We start from the raw sequence: 22,115 nt of genomic DNA on the forward strand, positions 1-22,115 counted from the left end.
ACTAAAGGTTGTGTTTATGTTAGGATGAGTAGTAATAAGATGTTGTTGTTGGCAAGCCTTATGCTTATGTTGGCAGGCTGTCAATCCAATAACGAAAAAAACGTTGATTTTAGTCAAGAGCAGAGTGAAGAGACCACGGAAGTAGCGATAGAAGAGGAAGAGCAGGTGGCGACAGAGGTTTCCGAACCGATGGAGCAAGCACCGTTCACTGGAGAAATGGTGGAGGAGAAAGTAGATGCCCGTCCGGTTGCGGTGATGGTGAATAATGATATTAAAGCAAGGCCACAGTCTGGTTTGCATAAAGCAGATGTAGTGTATGAAGTGCTGGCAGAAGGAGATATTACAAGGCTCCTTGCCATTTTTCACAGTGAAATGCCAGAAACTGTCGGCCCTGTCCGAAGTTCAAGAGCCTATTTTGTAGACTTGGCAAAAGCCTATGACGCTTTGTATGTGTTTCATGGCTGGAGTCCTGGTGCCAAAGAGAAAATTCAAGCTGGAGAAGTAGATGGAATAAACGGCCTGACTTATGATGGAACGCTTTTCAAACGGGCGAGTTTCCGAAAGGCGCCGCATAATTCCTACATCAGCTCAGAAAATATCCAAAAAGGCGCAGAACAGCTAAACTATGAAACACAAGCGGAAGTCCAACCTTTCACCTTTTTGAAAAAAGGACAGATCAATCCTTATGAAGGTACCGCTTTAGAACAAGTGAAAATCGAATACTCATCCAGACAGGCAACACATGTTGAATATAGATACGACGCTGAACGAAAAGCCTATGTCCGCTATAGCGGCGGCGTGAAGCACACGGACCTTGAAACAGAGGAAGAGATTGTGGCTCATAATGTTTTCTTAGTAGAAACGTCTCATCTTGTGGTCGATAAACAAGGAAGAAGAGAAATCGATATAACCTCAGGCGGCAACGGTGTGCTCATCCAACATGGAGAGCGTTTCGATGTCGAATGGAAATCGGTGGACGGCAAGATCCTTCCCTACAAAAATGGCGAACAGGTCCCACTTGTCCCGGGTAAAACGTGGATTCAAATTATCCCAGATTTAGAAAAAGTCATTTACTAGTCTTAATTAGCAAAGGAGATATCAATCATGCAAATCAATAAACTACGTGGAAAAGAATTGGATCAACTTTTTGAATCTATTCTTTCTTTAAAAGATATGGAAGAGTGCTATCGATTTTTCGATGACCTCTGTACCATCAATGAAATCCAATCTTTGGCACAGCGCCTAGAGGTGGCAAGAATGCTGAGAGATGGTTTCACGTATCATAAAATCGAGACGGAAACTGGTGCAAGCACTGCGACGATCTCCCGTGTGAAGCGTTGCTTGAACTACGGTAACGACGCATATGAGATGGCGCTTGAGCGTATTGCAGAAGAAAAGAAAACAGAAGAAGTGTAAAGTGAAAAGGTGGCCCGCTGGAAGTGCAGTGGGCCACCTTTTTTCGTGAAAGATTATAGTGCATCACCGATAAAACGTCTCCTGGTTTGATTTTACTTGGTCGACTGTTTTAGTTGATGCTGAAGGGTCAGCCGTTCTCCTTCTTCTTTTTCCGAAGTAATCCACAAGAGCACCGAACGCCAAGAGAATAGCGAAGCCAATAACAAACCATACCCACATAGGCATGTTGGACACCTCCTTATCACATCATATTTTGAAACGATTGCGATATGCATCCATCTATCAAAAGACAACTATTTTCCTAAGCATTACTAAAGATGTTAGTTATCTAATTACCCGAAATACAAAAGGAATAACAGGCTGCATGCAAAATATAACTTTTGGTCTATCGGAAAAAGGTCGTAACTTCCAGTCGACATTCTCCGTTTCTGTTTTTCGTATTAGCTGGGATTTTGCTATAATAGGGGAATGGAAAATTAGAATGGGGGACGTTTGCAGTGTTAATGGAAATACGTGAGTGGAAGCACGTTTTTAAATTGGATCCTAATAAAGAGATATCGGACGAAGATTTAGAGCTTGTGTGCGAATCGGGTACAGATGCTATTCTAGTCGGAGGGACGGACGGGGTCACATTGGACAATGTGCTGAGCTTGATGAGCAGGGTGCGCAGATATTCCTTGCCATGTGCATTGGAGGTTTCCACCATCGAATCGGTCACACCGGGATTTGATTTTTATTTTATCCCAAGTGTCTTGAACAGCAGAAAGACAGAATGGGTCACAGACCTTCACATAGAAGCGCTAAAAGAGTACGGAGATATCATGAACTGGGAGGAGATTGTGGCAGAAGGGTACTGCATCCTTAATGCTGACTGCAAGGCTGCCAAGTTGACAGAAGCAAAAACAGACCTCGACAAAGAAGATGTCATCGCTTATGCAAGATTGGCGGAGAAAATGTTTAATCTGCCTATCTTTTACTTAGAATATAGTGGAACGTACGGGGACGTGGAAATAGTCCAGGCGGCCAAACAAACCTTAGAAAAAACGCAACTGTTCTACGGAGGCGGCATCTCCACAGCAGAGCGCGCCAAAGAAATGGCAGCCCACGCCGATACCGTCGTAGTAGGAAACGCAGTATATGAAAATCTAAAAGAAGCACTCAAAACAGTAGACGCTGTGAAAAATTAGTTTCCAGATATTTTAGCTGTTGATTGGAGCCCAGGGCGAAGACTCCTAAGGGAGATAGCGGTAGGTTGAGACCCCGCAGGCCGTAGCCGAGGAGGCTCAAGCACCGCCCCTAGGAAAGCGAAGCCCAGTGCGGAAATCAACAGCGGTTGTACACAAAGATTCTAAAATTAATAGTATTTAACAAGCCAATTTAGTATGATAGAAAATAAGAACATATGTTTGTTGGGACGGTGAAAAAATATGCAATATTTAAGTCAAAGGCTTCTTGAGGGACTGAACCCTATGCAAAAAGAAGCAGTGAAAAAAACGGACGGACCCTTACTCATCATGGCCGGAGCGGGAAGTGGAAAAACGAAGGTGCTTACGCATCGAATCGCCTACCTGATGGCCGAAAAACAAGTCGCGCCATGGAATATCCTTGCGATCACTTTTACAAATAAAGCGGCCCGTGAAATGAAAGAGCGTGTGGAAAAACTACTCGGACCTGCTGCAGAAGACATCTGGATCTCCACATTCCACTCCATGTGTGTGCGAATCCTGCGCCGCGACATTGACCGCATCGGAATGAACCGCAATTTTACCATTCTTGATACGACCGATCAGCTGTCAGTCATCAAGAATATTTTAAAAGACCGCAATATCGATCCGAAAAAGTTCGAACCAAGAACGATTCTAGGTACCATTAGCTCTGCCAAAAATGAACTGATGAATCCAGAGCAATACGCAAAACAACCGCTTGGTCCTTATGAACAGCAGGTAGCGGAGATCTACACAGACTACCAAAAGAGGCTGAAAAAGAACCAGGCACTTGATTTTGATGATCTGATCATGACGACCATTCACCTTTTTAAGCGTGTTCCAGAAGTGCTCGAGTACTATCAACGAAAGTTTCAATACATCCACGTGGATGAGTATCAGGATACGAATAGAGCGCAGTACACATTGGTTAACCTTTTGGCGGACCGCCTGAAGAACCTTTGTGTAGTAGGGGATTCTGATCAGTCCATCTATCGCTGGCGCGGGGCGGATATCGCCAATATTCTATCTTTTGAGAAAGACTATCCGAACGCGGAAGTCGTGTTGCTTGAGCAAAATTACCGTTCTACAAAACGTATTCTAGAAGCGGCAAACAGAGTGATAGATAATAACATAGGCCGTAAAAAGAAGAACCTTTGGACGGAAAACGATGAAGGGCAAAAAATCATTCATTACCAAGCGGACTCCGAGAAATCGGAAGCACAGTTTGTGGTTGGGAAAATGCGTGAACTCATGAGGCAAAATCCATCACGCACGCTTGGTGACTTTGCGATTTTATATCGTACAAACGCCCAGTCCCGTGTGATGGAGGAAATGCTCCTCATGTCCAACATCAATTACACAATCGTCGGTGGGACCAAGTTCTACGACAGAAAAGAAATCAAGGACATCCTGGCATATCTTCGTTTGATTGCCAATCCGGACGATGACATCAGCCTGCAGCGTATCGTTAACGTACCAAAACGCGGTATCGGAGCAACAACCGTTGATAAGATTGCCAATTACGCTACTCAGCATGATATCTCTATCTACACGGCACTTGCTGAGGTGGACCTGATCGGCGTCAGCGGCCGTGCTACGTCACAATTGAAAGAATTCCGTTCGCTAATTGAAGGGTATGTGCAGATGCAAGAGTACATCTCTGTGACGGAACTAGTGGAAGAGGTTCTTGAAAAGTCAGGCTATCGTGAAATGCTGAAAGCCGACAAAACGATTGAATCCCAAAGCAGACTGGAAAACATCGATGAGTTCTTGTCTGTTACGAAGAATTTTGAAGAAAAATATGATGACAAGAGCTTGGTTGCATTCCTTACAGACCTGGCGCTTGTTGCAGATATTGATAAATTGGACGAGGAAGATCCAGCTCAGCAGGAAGGCGTTATTTTAATGACTCTCCATGCTGCCAAAGGACTTGAGTTCCCGGTTGTATTCTTGATCGGAATGGAGGAAGGGGTATTCCCTCACAGCCGTTCGCTGTTTGAAGAAGCAGAAATGGAAGAGGAACGCCGCCTTGCGTATGTTGGAATCACACGTGCCGAAGAGCAGCTGTTCATCACGAACGCCCAGATGCGTACGTTATTTGGTCGTACAAACATCAATCCTCCTTCCCGTTTTATCAAAGAAATACCAGAAGAACTACTAGAAAGCGAAGAGAATAAAGAAGCTGCATCCCGCCCAACACCATTTGGTGGCCGCGGGTCAAGTTTTGGAGGCGGTTCTGCGTCCACATTTGGAGGTAGTTCATCTACTGGAAGAGCAAGGGCGGCAAGTCCTGCTTCCCAAACGGCACGCCGTACCACAGCCCCATCCCGAGGCCTTACTGCAACGGGTGGAGAAAGCTTGGACTGGATGGTAGGAGACAAAGCGGAACATAAAAAATGGGGAGTCGGTACCGTTGTCAGCGTAAAAGGTGACGGAGACGGCAAAGAGCTGGACATTGCCTTCCCAAGCCCAACAGGCATCAAACGCCTTTTGGCCAAATTTGCCCCTGTGACGAAGGTTCAATAATAGATGACAACCGCCAAATAAGAAAGGACGACATTGCATGGAAAGAGAACAAGCTGAAAAACGGGTTCGCGAGCTGCATGATGTGCTGAACCAATATAATTATGAATATCATGTGCTGGACAAACCGTCCGTTTCAGATGCCGAATACGACTCTCTTTTACAAGAGCTATTAACGCTTGAAAAGGAGCATCCAGAACTGCAAACAGAGGACTCTCCCACTCAGCGTGTGGGAGGGAATATTCTTGAGATGTTCAACAAGGTTGAGCACCGTACGCCGATGCTCAGCCTTGGCAATGCCTTCAACGAAGACGACTTGCGTGATTTTGACCGCCGAGTGAAACAGGCTGTAGGCGACGATGTGACATATGTGTGCGAGCTGAAAATTGACGGCCTTGCCGTTTCGTTGCGCTATGAGGACGGGTTGTTCGTCCTTGGTGCCACTCGTGGGGATGGAACAACAGGTGAAGACATCACTATGAACCTTAAAACAATCAAATCTATTCCATTGCGTTTAAAAGAACCGGTAACGATGGAGGTTCGTGGGGAAGCGTACATGCCGAAGAACTCTTTTGAAAAGCTAAACGCGGCAAAAATGGAGCGCGAAGAAGAGCCGTTTGCCAACCCTCGTAATGCGGCGGCAGGTTCCCTTCGTCAGCTTGATCCAAAGATTGCTGCATCCCGTAACTTGTCCGTGTACGTATACAGTCTTGCGGATGCAGGAGAAGCAGGTGTGGATTCGCACAGTGAGGCGTTAGATTACCTGGATAAGCTCGGCTTTAAAACAAATACAGAAAGAAAAGTGTGCACATCCATCGAAGAAGTTTTGGAATATGTCACAGCTTGGCACACAAAACGCCCGGATCTGTCGTATGATATAGACGGTATCGTTATTAAAGTGGATAACACTGAGCATCAAGAACAGCTTGGTTTTACGGCAAAAAGTCCAAGATGGGCCATTGCTTACAAATTCCCGGCAGAAGAAGTGACCACTAAGCTTCTTGATATCGAGCTGAATATCGGCCGAACAGGAGTGGTGACGCCAACGGCTATCCTTGAACCTGTGCGTGTGGCAGGCACAACGGTCCAACGCGCGTCCTTACATAATGAAGACCTCATCCGTGAAAAGGACATCAAGCTTGGAGATACTGTTATCGTTAAAAAAGCCGGAGATATCATTCCTGAAGTGGTGAATGTACTTGTAGATCAGCGAACTGGTGAAGAGCGTGATTTTACCATGCCGACACACTGCCCGGAATGTGAGAGCGAGCTTGTCCGCATTGAAGGGGAAGTGGCCTTGCGCTGCATCAACCCGAAATGTCCGGCACAAATTCGGGAGGGATTGATTCACTTTGTATCCCGTAACGCTATGAACATTGATGGTCTTGGCGAAAAGGTAATTGCCCAACTTTTCCGTGAGAATCTGATTGAAGACGTGGCAGACCTTTATAAATTAACAAAAGAACAGCTTCTGGAGCTGGAGCGGATGGGCGAGAAGTCTGCGGATAACTTGATTTCTGCTATTGAAAAAACGAAGGACAACTCGTTGGAGCGCCTTCTGTTTGGCCTTGGGATTCGTCTTGTAGGAGCAAAAGCAGCGAAGACATTAGCGCAAGAGTTTGATCATATGGACCAACTTGCAAGATTGACGAAAGAAGAGCTGACGGCGATTCACGAGATCGGCGACAAGATGGCAGACTCCATCGTGACCTATTTTGAACAGCCGGAAGTGGAAGAACTACTTGCAGAGCTGAAAGAACTTGGTGTCAACATGGCCTATAAAGGACCAAAACCTGTAAGCGCGGAAGACGTTGATTCTTATTTTGCAGGAAAAACAATCGTCCTAACAGGGAAGCTGGAAGAGATGTCACGAAATGACGCGAAGGCGGCCATTGAGCAGCTTGGCGGAAAAGTGACGGGAAGCGTCAGCAAGAACACGCACCTAGTTATTGCTGGAGAAGAGGCCGGCTCAAAGCTTACAAAGGCCCAGGAGCTTGGAATAGAAGTTTGGAATGAAGCACAAATGCTTAAGGAAATACAATCATAAGAGGTGTTGGAAGTGAAAAGGTTTTTGTCGTTGCTCCTTGTTGTTTCTCTTTTTGCCACCGGATGTGTGCCAGGCTTCGAGAAGCAGGAAGAAGTGGTACAAGATCCAGCGCAGCAGGAAAACACGGAACAAGCTATTGTTCCTAGATATAAAATATCAGATGACTATTATCAAACAATCCTTCCTTACAAGCCAGGGGAAACCCGCGGCCAAATCGCCCCGCGCCTAAACAGCCGGGTCGATGTGGAGGAATTGGAAACCGGACTGATGAGAATGGCCCAGGATGTATTCCCTTCTGACAGCTATTTGTATCAGGAAGGGCAGTATATAAAGCGTGACACGATAAGAAGCTGGTTGGGAAGGGTAGATCCGGAAGATGAGGAAAAGCCTGGGTTAAATCCTCCGTTGATTCGCGGAGTAGATACGGAAGATACGAATGAGAAAAGTCCCATCTATCTTGCACATATTCAAGAACAAAACTATCTTGTCCGCAAGGGTGAAGATCAGGTGGAACTTGGCGGTGTTTCCATTGGAATCGCCTTGAACTCTGTTCATTATTATAATTTGACGGACGAAGAAGGCGGCTATCCGAGGGAATATGTGATTCCAGATGACGAACTGGAAGCTGAAGGGAAAAAAATAGCGGAAGAAGTTATCAGAAGAGTCCGTGGCATGGAAGGGCTAGAGAATGTTCCGATTATCATTGGATTGTATAAACAAAGTCCAGCCAATGCCGTTGTCCCTGGAAGTTTTATCGCAAAAGCGAATGTGGCAACAGGCAACAACACTGTTAGTAAATGGGAAGAAGTAAACGAAGAATATCACCTTTTCCCAAATAGTGATACCACGGAACTATATCGTGATGACGCCGTTCGCTTTGAGAATTTCAAGCTGGATATTGACGATTATTTTCCAAACCATACAGGTGTAATCGGAAAAGGTTATTACCGTGATGGTGAACTTCAACAGCTTTCGATTGAAGTGAATATGGAGTTTAACGGAAAAGCCGAGTTAATCGGTTTCACCCAGTATGTAACGGGACTGGTGGTGGAACACTTCCCGAACTATATCAATCTACAAGTATCCATTTCTTCCATCAGCGGAGAGGAAGCGTTGATTGTAAGGGATGCCGGATCTGAAAAACCATTTGTTCATATCTATTAATTTTGCCAGAACCTACTATTCTTTATGGGATAGTGGGTTTTTATTTTACCCTCCATTATTTTCTTCCTATTAGAATATAAACAATATTTGAAAGACTAGTAATGATAAGGTAGAATGAGAATTGTATGCAAGCGCTTTAGAATGCAAAGGAGGGCGAATGTAATGGTATTACCTTACAAACATGAACCATTTACTGATTTCACTAATGAGGAAAACAAGCAAGCTTATCTTGAAGGCTTGAAACTAGTGGACTCTTATTTAGGACAAGATTACGACTTAATTATTGGTGGAGAGCGCGTTACGACAGAAGATAAAATCGTATCCGTGAACCCTGCAAATAAAGAAGAGGTTGTTGGTCGTGTGTCAAAGGCGGATCGTGACTTGGCTGAAAAAGCAATGCAAGTTGCAGACGAAACGTTTAAAACGTGGCGTAAAGTGAAGCCAGAAGTAAGAGCAGACATCTTGTTCCGTGCGGCAGCAATCATTCGCCGTCGTAAGCACGAATTCTCTGCACTTTTAACAAAAGAAGCAGGGAAGCCTTGGAATGAAGCGGATGCGGATACAGCGGAAGCAATTGATTTCCTTGAGTACTATGCGCGTCAGATGCTGAAATTGAAAGACGGTATGCCTTTAGAGAGCCGCGTTGGCGAATATAACCGTTATAACTATATTCCACTAGGTGTAGGTGTGATCATCTCTCCTTGGAACTTCCCATTTGCAATCATGGCTGGTACTGCAGTAGCGGCGATTGTAACAGGTAACACAGTACTATTGAAGCCTGCATCTACCACTCCGGTTGTTGCAGCTAAGTTTGTAGAAGTAATGGAAGAGGCTGGACTTCCTGCTGGCGTACTTAACTTTGTACCAGGTAGCGGCGCTGAAGTAGGGGACTACCTTGTAGATCACCCACGCACTCGTTTCATCTCATTCACAGGATCTCGTGACGTAGGTTTACGAATCTATGAGCGTGCTTCTAAAGTGAACCCTGGCCAAATCTGGTTGAAGCGTGTAATCGCTGAAATGGGTGGGAAAGATACGATTGTGGTAGACAGCGAGGGCGACCTTGAGTTAGCAGCACAATCCATCGTAAAATCTGCATTCGGTTTCTCCGGTCAAAAATGTTCTGCGTGCTCCCGTGCGGTAATCGTGGAAGATGTGTATGACCAAGTATTGAACCGTGCAGTTGAACTGACAAAAGAATTGACAGTTGGCGACCCAACAGAAAACCACTACATGGGACCTGTTATCGACCAAGCTGCATTTGATAAAGTAATGAAATATGTAGGAATCGGAAAAGAAGAAGGACGCATCCTTGCAGGTGGAGAAGGAGACAACTCCAAAGGATTCTTCGTTCAGCCGACAATCGTTGCGGACGTGGACCCAGAAGCTCGCCTGATGAAAGAAGAGATCTTCGGACCGGTTGTAGCATTCGCAAAAGCAAAAGACTACAATCATGCGCTTGAGATTGCAAACAACACAGAATACGGCTTGACTGGAGCGGTCATCACAAATAACCGCGAAAAGATCGAGCAGGCTCGTGAAGACTTCCACGTGGGTAACCTTTACTTCAACCGTGGATGCACAGGTGCAATCGTTGGATACCAACCATTCGGCGGATTCAACATGTCTGGAACGGACTCCAAAGCGGGCGGTCCTGACTACCTATTGCTTCACTTACAAGCAAAAACAACATCTGAAACTTTGTAATAATGATATAAGAAGGAAGCTGATACCTGTTTGGGTGTCAGCTTCTTTTTTTGGTGGGGGGCGGATGGGCGGTCCATAGAAAACACTATGGCACGAACTCGCCTTGTTTTAGAACGAATTCGCATCACTTTGGCACGAACTCAACCCATTTTGGCATCAACTCGCATTGTTTGGGTACAAATTCGGTCTAGATCTTCTAATACTTTACTGATATTTAGCAAAAGCAGCGGAATTACCAAACTTTATTGCTACTTTTTTACATATTTTCCACATGAACATTTCATACTAACATATGTGTTCAAATCTAGAATGAAAAGGAGATATAAAATGAAGAAATTCCTTAGTATTTTAGCTGTGTTGCTGTTTGTATTAGGCGGAATGAGCAACTTGGCTGCGGCGAATGGAAACAACAAGCAAGATGCACAAGTTCGTATCCTGCATGCATCCCCTGACGCGCCGGCTGTGGACGTCTATGTGGATGGAAACGTGGCGGTAGAAGGTGCAAAGTTTAAAGATGCTACTGATTACTTAATGCTTCCGGCAGGCCCTCACAAAGTGGAGATCTATCCTGCAGGGAAAAAAGATCAACCTGTTATTGCGCAGCAACTTGAAGTAGAAGGTGGCAAAGCATACACGGTAGCGGCTGTTAATAAGCTTGCGAACCTTGAAATGATTGCGGTGGAAGACACTAGAAAAGCACCTAAAGGAAAAGCGTTCACACGCGTTGGTCATCTTTCTCCAGATGCTCCACAGGTGGATGTAGGAGTAATTAAAGGGGACACTGTATTCAGTGAACTTTCTTTTAAAGACATTTCCGTTTATCAAGAACTTGAGCCTGGAACATACGACTTGGAAATCAGAACACCTGAAGGAAAACAGGTTCTAGACCTTTCTGGAACAAAGCTTGAAAAAGATACAGTGTACAGTGTTTTTGCAGTAAATACAGCTGACAAATTAGAAGTGATTGTGTTGGTGGATAGCGAGAAGTAAAAAAAGAGAACCCGTCCAAATGAACGGGTTCTCTTTTGTATAAATTAATCTACTTTATTTGTTTCTGTTTCCATTGTTTCTTCCATTTCCGTAAAGCCTTCACGTACTTTTTTACGTGGGAAGTTTGTAATATAACTTACAACAATTACTGCAATCGTACTTAGGATGAATCCTGGAATAATTTCATATAAGAAATCAGTCAGCGGTTCGCCGTTAATGGTGAATGGACCATAGATCCAAATTAATACCGTGATGGTACCAACTAGCATACCTGCAAGTGCACCCCAACGGTTCATGCGTTTCCAGTAAAGACTTAAGATAACCACCGGACCAAATGCAGCACCAAATCCTGCCCATGCGTTACCAACCAGGTTAAGGATCGTGTCGTTTGGTGTCAGAGATAATGAAATTGCTACAAGAGCAACGATAAGAACGGAGATACGTCCAATCAATACAAGTTCTTTATCTGACGCTTCACGACGTAAGAATGTTTTATAAAAGTCTTCTGTCAGCGCACTGGATGTAACAAGTAGCTGAGAAGAAATGGTACTCATGATAGCAGCCAAGATTGCTGCAAGTAAAAATCCACTAATAAGTGGGTTGAACAAGAATTGAGAGAAAACAATAAAGATTGTTTCTGAATCAGCTAATTCCATTCCTGTACGGTTTACGTATGCGATCCCAACTAATCCAGTTGCCATCGCACCGATGATAGAAACGATCATCCAGCTCATTCCGATACGACGAGCAGCTTTGAAATCACGGATCGACTTAATTGCCATAAATCGAACGATGATATGAGGCTGTCCAAAGTAACCAAGTCCCCACGCGAGTAAGGAGATAATTCCAAGAACGGTTGTACCTTTAAAGAAATCAAGGTATGTTGGGTCGATAGCACGTACTTCATCAAGTGTTACACCAACACCGCCTAAATCGGTAAAAGCAACAATTGGCACTAGTACTAAAGCAAGTAGCATGATGACACCTTGTACAAAGTCAGTTAAACTAACTGCCAAGAATCCTCCGAACAATGTATAAGCGACAACTACACCAGCCGTTACGAATAAGCCAGTTTTGTAGTCTAATCCAAATGCACTATCAAATAGTGTACCACCGGAAACTAAACCAGAGGATGTATAAAGTGTGAAGAAAATGATGATAACTATCGCGGATACGAAGCGTAAAATACGAGTGCCATCATAAAAACGGTTTTCAAAGAAATCTGGGATTGTTATGGAGTCATTCGCAGTTTCTGTATAAACCCTTAAACGAGGTGCAACGACCAGATAGTTTACATATGCTCCTATTGTAAGTCCAATAGCGATCCACATGCTAGATACACCGGATGCATACATGGCACCGGGTAGACCCATTAGCATCCAGCCACTCATATCAGATGCCCCGGCAGATAGTGCAGTTACTCCAGGTCCTAATTTACGTCCGCCAAGCATATAGCCTGAAATATCGTCTGTAGATGTTTTATAGGCATATAAACCTATTCCCAGCATGGCGATAAAATAAAGTGCTAGGGAAATAAATACTCCTGTTTCCACAATATCAACTCCTGAATTATCTTTAATTTTGTTTGTACATCAGCAATTTCGGCGCCCCAAATTGCTCTCATAACGGTTACGAGTATTTAAGCTAACAAAGTATTTCCCTTAATTCAAGCGATTGAAACCTTTTTCAATAGGAAGAAAAACACGCTACCCCTTGATACAATGGGCATACTTCCCACTTGACAATTAATTAAAGTAAAACTATTCAGAATTATCAAACACGTAATATTGCTGTAATATTTGCAACCATATTCACCATCACTCTTCCCATAATGCCCACTTATTTTTCCACAAAAAAATCGAAACATACCACACCCAAAACAAAAACGAGTATAGAGGGAGAGAGAGGGTCGCTTTAGTGCTCTAACGCATTGAGGGTCAGACCCCTCTTTACCCAACTAAAGAAATTTCCGCCAATATCCCGTGAGAATTGCTTGTGGGGGTTAAAGTTTAGTATGATAGGGGTATTGTGCAAGTTCGATTTTTTGTGGAGGTGAAAGAGGATGTCACGTATTTCGGAGGATCAGGTGAAGCATGTGGCGCATTTGGCCCGTCTCGCGATCAGCGAGGATGAGGCAGTTATGTTCACAAGTCAATTAGATGCAATTATTTCATTCGCGGAGAAGTTGAATGAATTAGATACAGAAAATGTTCAACCAACTTCTCATGTTCTACATATGAAGAATGTCATGAGGGAAGATGTGGCGAAAGAAGGCCTTCCGGTGGATGAGGTATTGAAAAATGCCCCAGATCATAAAAACGGCCAGATTCGCGTACCAAGCATTATTGAATAGGAAAGAGTAAGGAGGGAACCCCATGTCATTGTTTGATAAAAAGCTATCAGAATTACATAGCCTTTTACATAAAAAAGAAATCAGCGTATCTGACCTTGTTGATACATCTTACAAACGTATCAACGAAGTCGACGATAAAGTACAAGCATTCCTGACACTTGATGAAGAGAATGCCCGCAAATATGCAAAAGTCCTTGACCAAGCGTTAGGACTGGAAAAAGATCATGGCCTATTATTCGGCCTTCCAATCGGAGTCAAAGATAACATCGTCACTAAAGGCATCCGCACAACAGCTGCGAGTAAAATCCTTGGTGACTTTAACCCAATCTACAATGCAACAGTGGTAGAAAAGCTGAACCAAGCAGAATCTGTGACAATCGGTAAAATAAACATGGACGAGTTTGCCATGGGATCTTCCAATGAAAACTCTGCCTTCGCGGCAACGAAAAACCCTTGGGACCTAGAGCGTGTTCCTGGTGGATCAAGCGGTGGATCTGCAGCAGCAGTAGCAGCAGGGGAAGTATTTTTCTCCCTCGGCTCTGATACAGGTGGATCGATCCGTCAGCCTGCAGCTTTTTGTGGAGTTGTCGGCCTAAAACCTACTTATGGACGCGTTTCCCGTTACGGTTTAATTGCATTTGCATCATCCCTTGATCAAATCGGCCCAATTACGCGTACGGTAGAAGACAATGCGTATCTTTTACAAGCGATCTCTGGACTGGACCCAATGGATTCCACATCCGCCAACGCAGACGTGCCGGACTTCCTTTCCAGCCTGACAGGTGATATTAAAGGACTGAAGATCGGTGTGCCAAAAGAGTATCTGGCAGAAGGCGTAAGCGAAGAGGTTCGCCAGTCTGTTAAAGATGCACTGAAAGTATTAGAAGGACTCGGCGCAACATGGGAAGAAGTTTCCCTGCCGCACTCCCAATATGCTTTGGCAACTTACTATCTATTGTCATCATCAGAAGCATCCGCAAACCTTGCTCGTTTTGACGGTGTCCGCTATGGTTACCGCACGGACAATGCAAAGAACCTGATTGACATGTACAAGCAGACGCGCAGTGAAGGTTTCGGACCTGAAGTGAAGCGCCGTATCATGCTTGGTACATACGCACTGAGCGCAGGACACTATGATGCTTATTATGTAAAAGCACAAAAGGTTCGTACGCTGATCAAGCAGGATTTTGAGGACGTTTTTGAAAAATATGATGTTATCATCGGACCAACTACGCCTACTCCGGCATTTAAAGTGGGTGAAAATACAAAGGATCCACTCACGATGTATGCAAATGATATCCTCACTATCCCAGTGAACCTTGCTGGCGTACCGGGAATTTCCGTACCAGCAGGCTTTGTGGACGGACTGCCAGTAGGCTTGCAGATCATCGGGAATCATTTTGACGAGAGCACCATTTACCGCGTTGCACATGCGTTTGAGCAGGCAACCGACCATCATAAAAAGAAGCCACAGCTGTAAGGGGTGAAAAATAGACATGAATTTTGAAACGATTATTGGCCTTGAAGTACACGTAGAATTGAAAACAAAATCTAAAATTTTCTCGGCAAGTCCAAACGAATTCGGTGCGGAACCGAACTCCAACACGAGTGTCGTGGAACTTGGCTATCCGGGAACCTTGCCTGTCCTGAACAAACAGGCGGTGGAATACGCGATGAAGGCCGCAATGGCCCTGAACTGTGAAGTCGCAACCGACACGAAATTTGACCGTAAGAATTACTTTTACCCGGACAATCCGAAGGCTTACCAGATCTCTCAACATGACAAACCGATCGGGGAAAACGGCTGGATTGATATTGAAGTGAACGGGGAGAAGAAGCGCATTGGTATCACGCGCCTTCACTTGGAAGAAGATGCAGGAAAACTGATGCACACAGGCGACGGCTATTCCCTTGTCGACTATAACCGCCAAGGAACACCGCTTGTGGAAATCGTATCAGAACCAGATATCCGCACTCCCGAAGAGGCATATGCCTACCTGGAAAAGTTGAAATCCATCATCCAATACACAGGAGTTTCTGATTGTAAAATGGAAGAAGGATCGTTGCGCTGTGATGCGAACATTTCCTTGCGTCCAGTCGGACAAGAGGAATTTGGGACAAAAAGCGGAACTGAAAAACCTGAACTCCTTCAACTTTGTCCAAAAAGGGGCTGGAGCATGAGGTCGTTCGCCAAGAGAAGGTTCTTTTGTCTGGTGGAGTGATTGAACAAGAAACACGCCGTTATGATGAAGCGACGAAAAAGACGATTCTAATGCGTGTAAAAGAAGGTTCCGACGATTACCGTTACTTCCCTGAACCGGATCTTGTTGCGCTTCACATTGATGATGACTGGAAAAAGCGCGTTCGCGCAGACATTCCGACTCTTCCAGATGAGCGCAAAAAGCGTTATGTAGAAGAGCTTGGCCTTCCTGCATATGACGCTCAAGTACTGACCATCACAAAAGAAATGTCCGATTTCTTTGACGGGACCGTTGAAGCCGGTGCTGACGCGAAGCTTGCTTCCAACTGGCTGATGGGCGAAGTATCAGCTTACTTGAACGCTGAAAATAAAGAACTTGATGATACAGCTTTGACTCCAGAGGGTCTTGCAGGCATGATCAAGCTTCTTGAAAAAGGCACGATTTCATCGAAAATTGCCAAGAAAGTTTTCAAAGAGCTTATCGAAAATGGCGGCGATGCAGAGAAAATTGTCAAAGAAAAAGGCCTTGTCCAAATTTCAGACGAAGGCACCCTTCGTAAAATGGTCGGCGAAACATTGGATGCAAATCCGAAATCCGTCCAGGACTACAAAGAAGGTACAGAACGTGCCATCGGCTTCCTTGTCGGCCAAATCATGAAAGCTTCCAAAGGGCAGGCCAACCCGCAGATGGTGAACAAGATTTTGATTGAGGAAATTAAGAAGCGATAAATAATATAAGTAGAACCCCAACACAGGATGTCGGGGTTCTGTTTTTTTATGGGTGGTTTGTGTCGGTTAGTGTCGAAAAGCGGTTATTCACACTGACTTCGCGGATAAAAAGAAAAGTTCGCGGATAAAATGAAAACATCGCGGTTAAACAAAAAATATCGCGGATATATATACAATCTCGCGGATAACGCGAACTCTCCCATCCTTTCCAAACCTAAAACTCCCTAACATCCCCCATATACTCCTCAAACGTAAGCCCCTTCGCATAAATCTCCCCAGCAATATCCACACCAACATACCTAAAGTGCCACGGCTCAAACGCATAACCCGTAATATTCGTTTTTCCCTTCGGATAGCGCAAAATAAAGCCATAATTATGGGCATTTTCAGCAAGCCACTTGCCCTCAGCGGTCCCCTCAAATGCCTCCACTAACTCAAGCCCCACACTCTTCGCGGTAATGTCCATCGCAAGTCCAGTCTGGTGCTCGCTTGTCCCAGGCAGCGCCACATAGAGAACCGCCTGCTCATAGCCGAATGTAGCTACCTCATTTTTGAAAATAGCCTCCTGTGTTTCATACGAACGGAAGCCGGACCGTGCATAAAGCTCGATGCCTTCGCCTTTTGCAACGTTAAACATAACCTCAAGTGATTCCGCTGCTTCTGCACGCAGTTTTGAGCGGTCGCTGTTTTCGTCACCAAAAGAAAACGGCACATTTGGCTTGATCAAGTCAGCTGGGCGGTACCCTTCCGGAAGCGACCAGAACTTATTGACCATGACATTCATTGCGCCGGGATTGGCTACCACTGGGATCGCTTCAGGCTCTGTAGGTTCTTCCGGCGTTTCCTCGTCTGCCGGCTCCTCAGAATCCTCCTCAGTCTCTGGCTCATCTTCTGGCTCTTCCGGTGCGACATCCACTTCTTTTTCCTTTTTAAAAAAATCCTCCCAAACTTCATCCTCCACCACCGTCACGACCGGCACAGTGGATTTGCCTGAATGAGGGTTTCCAACCAACACTTCCTTTTCGTCTAATAAATTTTCTAAACCCGTACAACCAGCCAGCAAACTCAGGCTCACGCCGCAAATAATTCCTTTTTTTAGCATAAGTAATAGTTTTCCCCTTTTATATGGTTTATGATGGAATAGGTAAAAGTTTGTAAAATCCTACTATTATTTTACACCTATCATCTTCTGAGAAAAAGGTAGAAAAATAGAAATGTTTTTGAAACCTTTAGGAGAATTGACCCGTATATAATAGCGGAAGGAAGTTTGGAAGGAAGATCAAGGTTCCAAAGGTGATTGCCTTCAATACAACAGGAAAGGAAACGATGGCTTATGACGATGTTTGGATTGGACATGATGACACTCTACTTTTGGTGCCTCATCATCTTTGGCGGCTTGACGCTGATCTATGTTTTATTGTCTGATGTGGTGGACGGGATATTCGACGTGTTACCTATTGATCCGGCTCTTATCTTTTCATTTTTTACCGTGTTTGGAGCAACAGGCTATCTAGTTGAAAAATATTCGCCACTATCAGGGTTGCTTGTGTTGGCCATTGCCACCGTCCTTGCACTTCTACTAGTCATTTTGCTTCACATCTTTGTTTTTGTACCAATCAGGTCCGCAGATTCTTCGCTAGGTTACACAGACGATGACTTAAAAGGTAAGCTTGCACGAGTTATCATCTCGGTTCCGAAAGACGGGTTTGGGGAAGTGGTACTGAGCATCGGGGGAAGCACCGTTTCACGTTCTGCACAGAGCTTTGAAAATGAAGAAATCCCTTATGATACGGAAGTCCTGATCATCGATGTCCAAACCGGAGTGGTCTCTGTCACTCCGTACGAAAAGGTATTAGAAAACTATAATAAATAGGGGGAAGAGAAAATGGGTGAAATCGCAATTATCATTGGTGCCGTCGTTGCACTGATTTTCGTCCTGATCGTCGTTTTCGTAGCGCGCTACAAAACAGTTGGTCCAGATGAAGCGTTAATTATCACAGGTAGTTACCTTGGTGGCAAAAATGTCCACACAGACGAAGCAGGAAACAGAATTAAGATTGTAAGAGGTGGCGGTGCATTCATCGTGCCGGTATTCCAACAATCGGAACCATTAAGCTTGCTATCTATTAAACTAGACGTTAAAACACCGGAAGTTTACACAGAACAAGGTGTGCCGGTTATGGCGGATGGAACGGCGATCATTAAGATTGGCAACTCTATCGGCGATATCGCAACAGCTGCCGAGCAATTTTTAGGGAAAAGAAAAGAGGACTTAGAAAACGAAGCACGTGAAGTATTAGAAGGTCACCTTCGTTCTATCTTAGGTTCCATGACAGTAGAAGAAATCTACAAAAATCGTGAAAAATTCTCTCAAGAAGTACAACGTGTTGCATCTCAGGATTTAGCGAAAATGGGATTGATCATCGTATCCTTCACCATTCGTGATATCCGCGACAGCAACGGATACTTAGAATCTCTTGGTAAACCACGTATTGCGCAAGTAAAGCGTGACGCAGACATTGCAACGGCGGAAGCGGACAAAGAAACACGTATCAAGCGCGCCGAAGCAGCTAAAGACGCACAACGCGCAGAACTTGAGCGTGCGACGGAAATCGCAGAAGCGGAAAAAACCAACCAAATGAAGGTTGCCGAGTACCGCCGCGAGCAAGACATCGCGAAAGCCCGTGCTGACCAAGCGTACCATCTAGAGGAAGCACGTGCGAAACAAGAAGTAACGGAGCAGCAAATGCAGATCCAAATCATCGAGCGTCAAAAGCAAATTGAGCTTGAGGAAAAAGAGATCCTGCGTCGTGAGCGTCAATACGACTCCGAAGTGAAGAAAAAAGCCGATGCAGACCGTTACTCTGTGGAGCAGGCGGCAGCAGCTGATAAAGCGAAACAAATGGCAGAAGCAGATGCTAACAAATACCGCATTGAAGCAATGGCCAAAGCAGAAGCAGAAAAAGTCCGTATCGACGGTCTTGCAATTGCTGATGCACAAAGAGCACAAGGGGAATCCGAAGCAGAAGTTATCCGCCTGAAAGGTCTTGCAGAAGCAGAAGCGAAAGAAAAGATCGCAGAAGCATTCGAGCAGTTCGGTCAAGCGGCAATCCTAGACATGATTATCAAAATGCTTCCTGAATACGCGAAGCAAGTTGCAGCTCCACTTGGCAACATTGATAAGATCACGGTTGTGGACACTGGCGGAAGCGGTGAAAACAGCGGCGCCAATAAAGTGACCGGTTACGCAACAAACCTGATGTCCACGCTTCAAGAGTCCTTAAAAGCGTCATCAGGAATTGATGTAAAAGAACTGATCGAAAACTTCTCCGGTAAAGCAAACGTGCGTCACAGCATCGACAGCTTAACGAGCGAAATCGCTACGAGCAAAAAAAGCGAAGAGAAGAAGACAGAAGAATAATTAAGAGTTTGGTGCCCCCATCTGCAGTTGCTACTTACGAGAAGTAGTGGTGCAGGTGGGGGCTTTGTTTTCGGAAGGACGCCGCCCGCATTTCTCAAAATTTTCATTTTAATTGCATATCCACACTCAAATAGGCTAATATGTTATCAGTAGTGGGTTACAGGTTCACTACTTAGTGGTATTGGTAAATATAACTATCTTAACAGACAACATATAGAGCATGACAACACATAGATATAAAAGAGGGCTTAGTTAAATATACGTTTAGGATGATGGGAAATGAAACGAGCTAGGGTAATATACAATCCAACATCTGGTCGCGAGCTGTTCAAAAAGCATCTGCCAGAAGTGTTGGTTCGATTAGAAAAAGCCGGCTATGAAGCATCCTGCCATGCCACAACCGGACATGGAGATGCGACAGAAGCGGCTAGGCTGGCAGTTGAACGCAGGTATGAGCTTGTGGTGGCAGCTGGTGGAGATGGAACAATCAACGAAGTAGTCAACGGGTTGGCAGAACAGGACTACCGTCCACAACTTGGCATTATTCCAGTTGGAACGACCAACGACTTCGCCAGAGCACTTGACCTGCCACGTGATGATATTTTAGCTTGTGTCGATGTCATAGCAGAAGGCGTTCCGATGCCAGTGGATATCGGAAAAGCCAATGAACAGTACTTCATGAACATTGCCGGTGGCGGAAAAATGACCGAGCTATCATATGAAGTACCAATCAAAATGAAGACCATGCTTGGCCAACTTGCCTACTACCTTAAAGGAATTGAAATGCTTCCATCTATTCGCCCCACAAACGTAACGATCGAATACGACGGAAAAATCTTTGAAGGCGAAATCATGTTGTTCTTAGTTTCATTATCGAATTCAGTAGGCGGTTTCGAAAAGCTTGCGCCAGACTCCTGCATGAACGACGGCATGTTTGATATGATTATCCTTAAAAAAGCAAACATCGCAGACTTCATCCGTATTGCTTCCATGGCATTGCGCGGAGATCATGTGAAAGATGATTTAGTCATCTATACGAAGGCGAACAGGGTAAAAGTAAACACACAAGAGAAGATGCAACTAAATCTAGACGGGGAGTACGGTGGACTGCTTCCAGGCGAATTCGTCAACCTTTACCGTCATCTAGATGTCCTTGTAACCGAAAAGCGTAAAAAAGTAGAAATGGCTAAATGCGAATAGTAATAAGCAGCGGAGGAGAAAGCCGCTGCTTATTTTTTTGAAAATTATGCGGGATCACTTCTCCATAGGAATCTCGCATCATTTTTATTTTATTGCAACATACGCAAGGAAAAACATGTTAATGTTGAATAAAATGGAAATGCTAGGAGGGGTTAGTAGTGGTTAGGAAAAAAAGAATGAAGTCTAAGGGGATTTTTAGGAAGGGTAGCTTGAAAAGTCTAGTCGTTTTGTGTGGACTCACCATCTTGTTAGCCGGTTGTAATATGTTCGCACAAACAGATCCGGACCCTGAATTCACCATTTCCTCCACTTCTGTCGGCATGGGTGGAAATGAGTTGGAAACCGTGCAATATGTGCGCTACTCCATGATTCTTACATATAATGACAGCCTGAAAATAGCGGAAGATACGGTGGAGCCCTTGCTTGCAGGCTGGTTAGAGGAGCGTATGCTTGACCATGAAATTGAATTGGCAGAGGAAATAGGGAAAGGTCAATTTAAGTTAGAAGGGAAAGTGACGTTTGATCCAAACGGCTTATCAAAGGTGGATATGGTGAAACTTGAAGAACAAGAAGAAACCGTCCAAGGTGTTCTTTTTGAAACGGCGGCGGGGGATTACTATCAAGCGGCAATCATTGATTCGGAAACCAAGCTTACAAAGATTGGGGAATGAAGTAGCTTACTAGGACCAACTTCCTAAAAATAAAAAAATCTAAAAAAACAGTCAATAACATTGTTGACAATTCATATAAGTATGGTAGGATTAATTTTATCAAAAACAACAAATGAATCGACGCTTATCTAGAGCGGCTGAGGGACTGGCCCGTTGAAGCCCGGCAACCTGCGAACAGCAAGGTGCCAATTCCAGCAAAATGGATACCCATTTTGGAAGATAAGGTGCAGTATACATACGATGCGCCTTTTCCATAATGGGAGAGGCGTTTTTTATTTGGTGAAATGGAGGCGAGCCAACTGGCAAAGTCAGAATGGGAAGATGTTGTGACCCACTTGGAAAGAATGCTGCAGTCAATCAAATTTGGATCTATCACCCTAGTCGTACAGGATGGAAAAGTCATTCAAATAGAAAGAAACGAGAAGGTTCGCCTTCAAAAAAAATAAATACTCGCTGACCAGACAAACTGGAGGCGGTCACTTTACATGA

At 44.6% G+C, this 22,115-nt stretch carries 18 protein-coding genes, 1 pseudogene and 1 riboswitch; of the genes and pseudogenes, 16 read left to right on the forward strand and 3 right to left on the reverse strand.

Annotation, left to right across the window (positions count from 1 at the left end; translation table 11 throughout):
• The first annotated feature begins 24 nt into the window (after positions 1-24).
• Together M313_RS0101780 and M313_RS0101785 are read left to right on the forward strand one after the other, a co-directional pair.
• Complete coding sequence (locus tag M313_RS0101780; protein ID WP_034774061.1) at positions 25-1,077, forward strand: DUF3048 domain-containing protein; 1,053 nt, start codon at positions 25-27, stop codon at positions 1,075-1,077.
• Between the two features lie 27 nt (positions 1,078-1,104).
• Positions 1,105-1,416, forward strand: coding sequence for a YerC/YecD family TrpR-related protein (locus tag M313_RS0101785; protein ID WP_010191832.1), 312 nt, complete (start codon positions 1,105-1,107; stop codon positions 1,414-1,416).
• A 63-nt stretch (positions 1,417-1,479) separates the two neighbouring features.
• Here the strand turns inward: M313_RS0101785 and M313_RS25680 are convergent, their stop codons facing one another.
• Positions 1,480-1,641: a hypothetical protein gene (locus tag M313_RS25680; RefSeq protein WP_010191834.1), complete on the reverse strand. Its 162-nt coding sequence runs from the start codon at positions 1,639-1,641 to the stop codon at positions 1,480-1,482.
• A gap of 278 nt (positions 1,642-1,919) precedes the next feature.
• Between M313_RS25680 and pcrB the strand changes: the two genes are divergently transcribed.
• From pcrB to M313_RS0101825, 6 genes are all read left to right on the forward strand, one after another.
• Entirely contained in the window at positions 1,920-2,603 is a 684-nt protein-coding gene (gene pcrB / locus M313_RS0101795) for a heptaprenylglyceryl phosphate synthase (RefSeq protein WP_034774074.1), read from the forward strand.
• Positions 2,604-2,843: 240 nt separating this feature from the next.
• The gene (gene pcrA, locus M313_RS0101800) at positions 2,844-5,147 is read left to right on the forward strand and encodes a DNA helicase PcrA (protein ID WP_010191839.1); all 2,304 of its coding nucleotides are present in this window, start codon (positions 2,844-2,846) and stop codon (positions 5,145-5,147) included.
• Positions 5,148-5,184: 37 nt separating this feature from the next.
• The gene (ligA, locus tag M313_RS22395; RefSeq protein ID WP_010191842.1) at positions 5,185-7,191 is read left to right on the forward strand and encodes an NAD-dependent DNA ligase LigA; all 2,007 of its coding nucleotides are present in this window, start codon (positions 5,185-5,187) and stop codon (positions 7,189-7,191) included.
• A gap of 12 nt (positions 7,192-7,203) precedes the next feature.
• The gene (locus M313_RS0101815; RefSeq protein WP_010191843.1) at positions 7,204-8,355 is read left to right on the forward strand and encodes a CamS family sex pheromone protein; all 1,152 of its coding nucleotides are present in this window, start codon (positions 7,204-7,206) and stop codon (positions 8,353-8,355) included.
• A 162-nt stretch (positions 8,356-8,517) separates the two neighbouring features.
• Positions 8,518-10,062, forward strand: coding sequence for an L-glutamate gamma-semialdehyde dehydrogenase (gene pruA, locus M313_RS0101820; RefSeq protein WP_010191845.1), 1,545 nt, complete (start codon positions 8,518-8,520; stop codon positions 10,060-10,062).
• Positions 10,063-10,389: 327 nt separating this feature from the next.
• Positions 10,390-11,052, forward strand: coding sequence for a DUF4397 domain-containing protein (locus tag M313_RS0101825; protein WP_010191846.1), 663 nt, complete (start codon positions 10,390-10,392; stop codon positions 11,050-11,052).
• Positions 11,053-11,096: 44 nt separating this feature from the next.
• On the opposite strand, the gene putP is transcribed toward M313_RS0101825, so the two are convergent.
• Complete coding sequence (gene putP, locus M313_RS0101830) at positions 11,097-12,605, reverse strand: sodium/proline symporter PutP (RefSeq protein ID WP_010191848.1); 1,509 nt, start codon at positions 12,603-12,605, stop codon at positions 11,097-11,099.
• Between the two features lie 509 nt (positions 12,606-13,114).
• On the opposite strand from putP, the gene gatC reads away from it, so the two are divergent.
• The 3 genes and pseudogenes from gatC (at position 13,115) to gatB (ending at position 16,334) form a co-directional block, all read left to right on the forward strand.
• Positions 13,115-13,405 (forward strand): Asp-tRNA(Asn)/Glu-tRNA(Gln) amidotransferase subunit GatC, encoded by a 291-nt coding sequence (gene gatC, locus M313_RS0101835; protein WP_010191850.1) that lies wholly within the window; start codon positions 13,115-13,117, stop codon positions 13,403-13,405.
• A gap of 22 nt (positions 13,406-13,427) precedes the next feature.
• Positions 13,428-14,885: an Asp-tRNA(Asn)/Glu-tRNA(Gln) amidotransferase subunit GatA gene (gene gatA, locus M313_RS0101840; RefSeq protein WP_010191851.1), complete on the forward strand. Its 1,458-nt coding sequence runs from the start codon at positions 13,428-13,430 to the stop codon at positions 14,883-14,885.
• 16 nt (positions 14,886-14,901) lie between these two features.
• Positions 14,902-16,334 (forward strand): annotated as a pseudogene (gene gatB / locus M313_RS22400) (Asp-tRNA(Asn)/Glu-tRNA(Gln) amidotransferase subunit GatB).
• Between the two features lie 214 nt (positions 16,335-16,548).
• Here gatB and M313_RS0101850 read toward each other — a convergent pair.
• Positions 16,549-17,436, reverse strand: coding sequence for a M15 family metallopeptidase (locus tag M313_RS0101850; protein ID WP_010191853.1), 888 nt, complete (start codon positions 17,434-17,436; stop codon positions 16,549-16,551).
• A 231-nt stretch (positions 17,437-17,667) separates the two neighbouring features.
• On the opposite strand from M313_RS0101850, the gene M313_RS0101855 reads away from it, so the two are divergent.
• The 5 genes from M313_RS0101855 to M313_RS24900 all read left to right on the forward strand — a co-directional run bounded on the left by M313_RS0101855 (position 17,668) and on the right by M313_RS24900 (position 22,072).
• On the forward strand, positions 17,668-18,207 hold the full coding sequence (locus M313_RS0101855) for an NfeD family membrane protein (RefSeq protein WP_010191858.1): 540 nt from the start codon (positions 17,668-17,670) through the stop codon (positions 18,205-18,207).
• Between the two features lie 12 nt (positions 18,208-18,219).
• Complete coding sequence (gene floT, locus M313_RS0101860; protein WP_010191861.1) at positions 18,220-19,755, forward strand: flotillin lipid rafts scaffold protein FloT; 1,536 nt, start codon at positions 18,220-18,222, stop codon at positions 19,753-19,755.
• A gap of 279 nt (positions 19,756-20,034) precedes the next feature.
• The gene (locus tag M313_RS0101865; RefSeq protein WP_010191862.1) at positions 20,035-20,955 is read left to right on the forward strand and encodes a diacylglycerol kinase; all 921 of its coding nucleotides are present in this window, start codon (positions 20,035-20,037) and stop codon (positions 20,953-20,955) included.
• A gap of 158 nt (positions 20,956-21,113) precedes the next feature.
• On the forward strand, positions 21,114-21,626 hold the full coding sequence (locus tag M313_RS0101870; protein ID WP_010191864.1) for a hypothetical protein: 513 nt from the start codon (positions 21,114-21,116) through the stop codon (positions 21,624-21,626).
• Between the two features lie 121 nt (positions 21,627-21,747).
• A riboswitch (SAM riboswitch) is annotated at positions 21,748-21,852 on the forward strand.
• Between the two features lie 58 nt (positions 21,853-21,910).
• Positions 21,911-22,072 carry a YezD family protein gene (locus M313_RS24900; RefSeq protein WP_010191865.1) on the forward strand — a complete coding sequence of 54 codons (162 nt, stop codon included), beginning with the start codon at positions 21,911-21,913 and terminating at the stop codon, positions 22,070-22,072.
• The last annotated feature ends 43 nt before the right edge of the window (positions 22,073-22,115 follow it).

This window comes from Bacillus sp. m3-13 (genome assembly GCF_000175075.1).
GTDB lineage: Bacteria > Bacillota > Bacilli > Bacillales > Bacillaceae_I > Sutcliffiella_A > Sutcliffiella_A horikoshii_C.